The organism is Pseudomonas sp. P5_B2 (assembly GCF_056400445.1).
The window spans coordinates 1-7,321 of record NZ_JBFULH010000203.1 but is presented as its reverse complement, the minus strand read 5'-3'; the positions used below and the strand labels follow the sequence as shown (position 1 = coordinate 7,321).

The 7,321-nt window shown below is 59.1% G+C and carries 5 protein-coding genes; 4 read left to right on the top strand and 1 reads right to left on the bottom strand.

Going from position 1 to position 7,321, the window contains the following annotated elements; genetic code table 11:
- From AC1DRJ_RS15885 to AC1DRJ_RS15875, 3 genes are all read left to right on the top strand, one after another.
- Positions 1–2,822 (top strand): alpha-2-macroglobulin family protein (locus AC1DRJ_RS15885; RefSeq protein WP_477802998.1); only part of this gene is annotated, 2,822 nt, incomplete at its 5' end.
- A gap of 1 nt (position 2,823) precedes the next feature.
- Positions 2,824–4,443, top strand: a complete 1,620-nt coding sequence (locus AC1DRJ_RS15880) for a DUF2300 domain-containing protein (RefSeq protein WP_477802997.1) — start codon at positions 2,824–2,826, stop codon at positions 4,441–4,443.
- A gap of 3 nt (positions 4,444–4,446) precedes the next feature.
- Positions 4,447–5,262, top strand: a complete 816-nt coding sequence (locus AC1DRJ_RS15875; protein ID WP_477802996.1) for a YfaP family protein — start codon at positions 4,447–4,449, stop codon at positions 5,260–5,262.
- A gap of 56 nt (positions 5,263–5,318) precedes the next feature.
- Here the strand turns inward: AC1DRJ_RS15875 and AC1DRJ_RS15870 are convergent, their stop codons facing one another.
- Positions 5,319–6,398 carry an HAD family hydrolase gene (locus AC1DRJ_RS15870; protein WP_477802995.1) on the bottom strand — a complete coding sequence of 360 codons (1,080 nt, stop codon included), beginning with the start codon at positions 6,396–6,398 and terminating at the stop codon, positions 5,319–5,321.
- A 313-nt stretch (positions 6,399–6,711) separates the two neighbouring features.
- Between AC1DRJ_RS15870 and AC1DRJ_RS15865 the strand changes: the two genes are divergently transcribed.
- On the top strand, positions 6,712–7,321 hold a 610-nt coding region (locus AC1DRJ_RS15865), incomplete at its 3' end, for a MarC family protein (protein WP_477802994.1).

Here is a 7,321-nt window from a genome sequence, read left to right as displayed (position 1 = left end):
CCGTTACGCCGAGCAGATACGGTTGGGTGCGTCTCGAAGACCAGACCACCGGCGATGGCAAACTTGCAGCAACCGATAAAGGCTTCACGTTGGCCTTCGACCGTCCAGGCACTTACAACCTGACGTTGAAGGATGACCATGGCCGCGTGATCGGCGCGACCGGTCATTCGGTCACCGGCGATGGGGTCAAAGCCGTGCCAGGCACCGTGGAAATCGTCCTTGATAAACCCGAGTACAAGGCCGGCGATGAAGCCTTGGCGCTGATCACATTCCCGGAACCGGTCAGCGATGCATTGCTGTCGCTGGAGCGCGACAAGGTCGAGGCCACCGCGCTGCTGTCCAAGGGCGGCGACTGGCTGAAGATGGAAAAACTCAGCGACACTCAGTATCGCGCACGCATTCCGGTGAAGGACAGTTTCGCACCGAACCTGACCTTCTCCGTGCTGTACACCAAGGGCGGTCAATACAGCTTCCAGAACGCCGGTATCAAGGTGATTGCGCCGCAGATCGACGTGGTCATCGCCACCGACAAAGAGACGTACCAACCGGGCGATACCGTGTCGGTTGACCTGACCACGCAGTTCGCCGGCAAGCCAATTCCGGCGCACCTGACCGTCAGCGTGGTCGACGAAATGGTCTACGCGCTGCAACCGGAAGTCGCGCCGACCATCGACCAGTTCTTCTACCACCCGCGCCGCAACAACGTGCGAACCAGCGCCAGTTTGTCGTTCATCAGCTACGACGTCGCTTTGCCGGGCAGCCCTGGCGCACCGGGCAAAGCCAACCGCAGCGAGCGGGGCGTGAAAGTGCTGGAGCGGCCGCGTCGTGAAGACGTCGACACCGCTGCGTGGCAACCGGAATTGATCACCGACGCCGCCGGCAAAACCCGCTTCACCTTCAAGATGCCGGACTCGCTGACCCGCTGGCGCATCACCGCCCGGGCCATTGCCGATGACGGTCAGGTCGGGCAGAAAAAACAGTTCCTGCGTTCGGAAAAACCGCTGTACCTGAAGTGGAGTGGGCCGACCAAATTCCGCAGTGGCGATAAGCCGGCGCTCGGGGTATTCGCCTTCAGTCAGGCTGAAAAACCGGTCAAGGCGGAACTGCTGATTCATTACGGCGACGCCGATCAGCGTGTGCCGGTGACCCTGAACAATGGCATCAACTACATCCCGTTGCCGGCGTTCGTCTTGGCCAGTGGCGAATGGACGGCCGAGTTGCTGCAGGACGGAAAAATCGCCGACGCCCTGGCCGTGCGCCTGACCGCGACCGGCGAAGGTTGGCAGGTTATACAAAGCCAAAGTCTGGATGTGGCCAGTGGGGATACGCCGCTGAGCTTGCCGGCAGACGCGACAGATATCCGCCTGCGTCTGGATGACAGCCCGCAAGCGTTGTTCCGCTCGGCGCTGGATGATTTGTTGAGTTATCCATACGGCGGCGTTGAACAAACCGCCAGTCGTTTGCTGCCACTGAGCATCGCCTATCCGACCTTGTCCTCGAGCCCGCAAATCCGCGATCGCTTACGCCTGATCATGCAAAACAGCCGCTTGCGACTGGTGCAAATGGCCGGGCCTTCCGCGAGCTTCACCTGGTGGGGCATGGACGGCGAGCCGGATGCCTTCCTCACGGCGTACGCTTATTACGCCGATTGGTACGCCAGTAAGGCGCTGGATCTGAGCCTGCCGCCGGAGCATTGGCAGCGGGTGTTGGAGGTGTATTCGAAGCAGGCCAAAAACACACCGCTGTTGCAGCGTGCGTTGATCCTGTCGTTCGCCAAACAGATGCAATTGCCGGTGAACACCTTGCTCAACGGTTTGATGGACGACCTGGCGAAAGCGGGTGAGGGTAACGCCGCGAACCTGATGGAGGATGGCGAAGACAGCCTCGTCATGAGCGATCCGGATTCGGCGCTCGGCTTGGCGGCCGCACGTGTGTTGACCGCCTCGCTGGCCAGGCAATCGAAGGTCAATCTACCTGATGCTTTCAATCGTCAATTGGCGAATGCGCAACAGCGTTTGGCGGTCAGCTCCCAGCCGTTTGCCGAAGCCTTGAACCTGTCGTTGCAAACCTTCGATCAGGCTCACGCGACAGCCTTGCTGCAACGCTTGCTGCCGCAACAATCGACGCTGGAACGCGCCCTGGCGCTGACCTGGTTGAAACGCAGCATCGAGCAGGCTTCGCCCACCGTCGCATTGGCGCCGGGTGAAGGCTGGAAGAAAGAACACGGTGATACCGGTGAGATGTATTGGACGTGGCAGGGTGCTGCGCCAGTGCCGGCCGTATTGTCGTTGGCCGGGACGCAGGAAAGGCCATTGCGTGCTGCGTTGAGCTTCCAGACTCGGCAACCGCCGGTTGATCCGATGGCCGTGACCATCACCCGTCGCTTGTCGCGATTGGTGCCCGGTGACGAAGCTTTCACCTTCAAACTCGAAGCGGTCGGCGCCCAGCCGTTGTCCAGCGACAGCCTGTATCTGGACGAAGTGATAATCACCAGCAAAGCCGCGAAACCGCTGCGCTACGGCATGCTCGAAGTCCCACTGCCACCGGGCGCCGATGTTGAGCGCACGACGTGGGGCATCAAGTTGATGGGCAAGGCCGGCACCGAACCGACCGCACTGGAGAAGGCGCGTTTCGAACCGGGTCAGATGGCTTATGCGATTCCGCTGGATGCTTTGAGCGGCGAGTTGCGTTTGCGTCATCTGGTGCGCTTCTCGCAGAAAGGCCAGTTCAATCTGCCGCCGGTGCGGTTCACTCAGGTTTACGCACCGCAACATCAGGCGCAGGAACAGAAACCGGCCCTCGGCCAGGTCACGGTCAACTGACATGACCCGGCCTATGGTCTGGTTGCTGCTGTGTTTGATTCCTGCGCTGGCGACAGCGCAGGACGAACCTCTGCGGCTGGGTTTCAAGGGTGAATTGCTGACGTTGAGCCGGACTCAGGTGATTTCACGCGAGCCATTGCCTGCTGATTTACAGGCGCCATTAGGCAGTTTGTGGAAGTTGTTTGTGTACGCCTGGCTGGTGGATACCGGCGCGCATGAACCTCCTTATGAATGTCGCGGGCAGTCGAAAGAGGAAGTCTATTGCTGCACGGCGGGCGGCAAGATTGAACGTGATCAGGCATTGGTGAAATCGTGCGGCTTGTACTTTGAACCAGCGCGATTGGACATTACCGATGCTGATTGGCGCGCGTATTGGCAAACGCGACAGGCACCGAAGTGGTTGCTGGATTTTCCCTCACTAAAGCCCTCGGCACGTGTGTCCGTCACCGAACTGCTCAAGGTGCTGGCGGTGATGCCAGCGCAGGATCAGTCGCGGCGGGTGTTGCTGGACGTGGTACTGAATGCCGCCGATGGCAATGTGGTAGGCGAGCTCGGTGGCCGGTTGCGGGTGAAAACCTGGAGCTGGTTGGGGGATCAGGACCCGTCGTCACGTCAGGGCGGGTTTGCCGGTTGGACGGCGGATGGCACGCCGATCTGGGCCGGTGGGCGCGGGACCAGTCAGATGGTTCTTCGTCACTATGGCGCTGCGTTGGCATCGGTGTTGCCGACTGATTGGCCGGCGGATACGGGACGTTGTGTCGAAGTCGGTTTGTTTTCTCGCTATCCGATCGAGCGCGTTCTGGCGGGAGATCGTGTTGTTACTTCGGGGCCATTGCAGGGCGATTACCGCGTCGAGTTTGCCAACGGCAATCAGCTCGATATCCACAGCGACGGCGAACTCTTTTTGCTCAACGACAAGCTCGTCGCCCGACTGGATCGCGAGGAGTATGTCGCCCGTGTCCTCCAGCGCGAAGCCAAACCTGAACCAGCTGAAGCCGCCAAAGCGCTGGCCATCGCCATCCGCACCTACCTGCTGCAAAACGCTACCCGCAATGGTGACTGCCTAAGCATCGACGACAGCAGCAGCCGTCAACGCGTCGCCCCACGACCGGCCACTGTCGACGCGCGCCACATCGCCGCCTGGACCAGCGACCTCGTGCTGGCAGGCAGCACCGTCACCTACCACTCCGACGAACCCGGCCCGGACAAACTCTCCTGGCAGCAAGCCGTCGAGCAAGCCGACGCCGGCCAGCGTTATGACGCCATTTTGCTGCACGCCTACCCGCGCGCCAGCCTCAGCCGCTGGGATAACCCCATCGCCTCCTGTGAAGCACTGCCCGCCGCGCAAGCCTGGCTGCAAACGCAACGCCGCGGCTGGCGTGCGCAGTTGGAAAGCGAGGTTGGCTATAACGACGTCAGCACCTTCGCGGTCTGCCGACTGGCCTTCGGTCGCCCCTACGTCGACCGTGAACGCCAACGTATTTACGTGCGTGGCGTGCTGTCGCTGCAAGACCGCCTCGACCTGACCCACGAATACCTGCACCTGGCCTTCGAAGCACACCCCAACGGCCAGGATGAAACCTACATCGAAGGGCTCGCCCGCCACCTCTTGCTGGAATAGGCCATGAAACTCCGTTATCCACAGGTCATCCTGTTCCTTTGTTCTTGTTGCGTATTGCCGACGACTTTTGCGGCCGACGCCTCCGTCAAGCTCGACACCCCAGTCGGCGGCTGGCGCACCGGCGCGGATAATGGCGAAGGCGAAAACTTCCGCCAGATCGTCAACTATCCGGCCTCATCAGTGAACACCCCGGCGGGTCAGGCCAACACCGCGCGCATCAGTGGTCAGATCAAATCCACGCCCAAGTCGACGGAGCCTGGTCGCTTGATCGTCAACGGCGTGAGCATGCCTTTGAAAATCGACTCGGCCGGCCGCTTTGATCGCCCGTTCTCGTTTCCCAATGGCAGCAACAGCGTTGAAGTGCGCAGCCCTGATGGCCAGCTACGGCATCGCACGCAGTTTCTCAATGCCGGTGGTGGCGCCACGCCTGCCAAGTTGCGGGTATTGCTGTCTTGGGACAGCGATAACACGGATCTGGACTTGCACCTGATTACGCCGGATGGGGCGCACATCTGGTACGGGGATCGTGTTGTACCCAATGGTGCGGCGCTGGATGTCGACGTGACGACCGGGTATGGCCCGGAGATCTTCGCCATGCCGGCGCCGATCAAGGGGCAGTATCTGGTTTACGTGAACTACTTTGGCGGCGGCTATCGCAGCGATGACGAAGGGCAAGAGGACGCGGTTCAACCGCTGACGACGGCGCAGGTAACAGTGATTACCGAGGAAGGGACGCCGAGCGAGAAGATGGAGGCGTTTCTGGTGCCGATGCGAGCCGTGGGAGAACTGACGCTGGTGAAATCGTTCAGTTATCCATGAGGAAGTGATTGTCCAGCGGAGCGCTGGACAATCACAAATTCAACTACAGCGGCATTTCACTCAAATGCAAAAATCTTCTTCCAGTCCTTTTTCATGCTGATCACAGTCCAACCTTCATTTGTCGCCTGGTTATACAACGACTCGGTAAAGGTGCCCACTTTGGTATCCGGTAATCCTTGCGCCGGACCATAGGCATACTCGCGGTCGGCGTCGTCATGAAGTACCAGCATCGCCAGTCGCGCACCCTTGCCGGCTTTGGTGTACTCCAGCATTTGCTTGTCACCAGTGGAATTGCCGAAGGCTGCTTGAGGCTGACGGCCGATCATCAGGTAAATGTTCTCTGCCTTGCCCGCATCATTGTCGTTGAGCAGAATCTTGGGCAATTTGATCAGCTCGGGTTTGCCGCTTTTGTCGTAGGTGTATTCGGTGGATGCCGCGCTTCCGACGACCTGTTCGGGAGGTACACCATAAGTCTCTTCGGCATAGGCGCGAACGAAGTCCTGACCGCCGCCGGTGACGATGTAGGTTTTGTAGCCATTGTCACGCAGGTACTGCATCACTTCCTTCATCGGCTTGTAGGTCAACTCGGTGAAAGGGCGCTTCCAGCGAGGGTCACGGGCTTTGGCCAGAAACTCATGGACTTGCTGTTTGAATTCATCCGTGGGCATGCCGCTCTGGGTCACCATGGCAATTTTAAGATAATCATCAAGGGTCAGTTTCGCCATGGCGGCACGGTCCCCCGACATCACTGTCTTGAAGGGTTCCAATTTACCTAGCTCTGGCCTTGCCTCGACCACAGCAGGCACGCGACTCAGGATATAGAACAATTGGCTATAGGCCGGTTGTTCGACCCACAAGGTGCCGTCCTGGTCGAAGGTCGCGATGCGCTCGGCCGGCGCTACGAACTGAGCACCGCCTTCCTGGGTAGTCGCCTTGACGAATTCTACGATGGCTTGCTTGGCCGGCCCTTCATTCCAAGAGGGCAGCGGGTCGGCAGCGATCACCGCCGTCGAAGCAATCAAACTCAGCCCCAGTATGGCAAGCGGCGCACTAAAACGTCGCCTGACATGACCGTCAGGACGGTTGGCAGAGATGAAGGAGCTCCAGGTACGCTGCACCAAAATCATGAATTTCATGATGGTTACCCATGGTTGGATTGGTAAATCGTTGGTGGTTACTTGGCTGCTCACTTTGCCAATGACTGCAGCAGTCAGTTGGGAGTCCAGTGTAGATGGTTTGGTAATAGTTGCTATTCAGGCCGGTTCCGCTCGCTGTTTCCCGTTTGTAGGCTAGTTTTACCGAGTGTCTGGACGTCACTCACCACAACGATAGGTCAGTGACTATGGAGTGCAACGCTGTCAGTTCCGGCGGCAGAGCAAGTCCCTGACGAGCTCATCGCTTCCCATCCGCTATGGTGATGTAAAACGGTCCGTTATCGAGGGTGAGCCATTGAACTCATATTTCACGTTGTTTATCGGTATGTTCACCACGTTACTGGCCATCATCAATCCCCTGGAGGCGATTCCCGTGTTCCTTGGTTTGTTGCAAGGCAAAGACAAAGCCGAGCTCCGCCGGGTGGCACGCAAAGCCTGCATCTATGCATTACTGCTGATGTTCTTTTTCCTGATTTTCGGCAACCTGCTACTGCGTCTGTTCGAGGTGCCACTGAGTATGATTCGGGTGGTTGGCGGGATAATTCTGATGCGTATCGGTTTCGAGCTTTTCGCACCCTCGCCCAACAGCACCCTGATTCCCTCCGGCCACGACGGCAATCAGGATGTGTCCTTCATCCCCATGGCCATGCCAATCATGTTTGGCCCCGGGGCGATTGCCACCGTGATCGGACTGACCAGCACCATCAAGGAGGCCGATCGGGTCGTGATATCGTTCGCGGTGGTGTCGCTCGCCCTCTGCGCCGTCATGTTCACCACCTATTTGTCACTGGCCTACGCTCAAGTCATCCTCAAGAAAATCGGCCCGCAAGGGATCGATGCTGCGACACGAATTGTCGGTTTCTTCGTCTCTGCCATGGGGGTCGGCTTGATATTCCACGGCACGG

Coding starts and splice junctions, on each gene's coding strand:
- AC1DRJ_RS15880 (WP_477802997.1), top strand. CDS start 2,824: ATGACCCGGCCTATGGTCTGGTTGCTGCTGTGTTTGATTCCTGCGCTG.
- AC1DRJ_RS15875 (WP_477802996.1), top strand. CDS start 4,447: ATGAAACTCCGTTATCCACAGGTCATCCTGTTCCTTTGTTCTTGTTGC.
- AC1DRJ_RS15870 (WP_477802995.1), bottom strand. CDS start 6,398: ATGAAATTCATGATTTTGGTGCAGCGTACCTGGAGCTCCTTCATCTCT.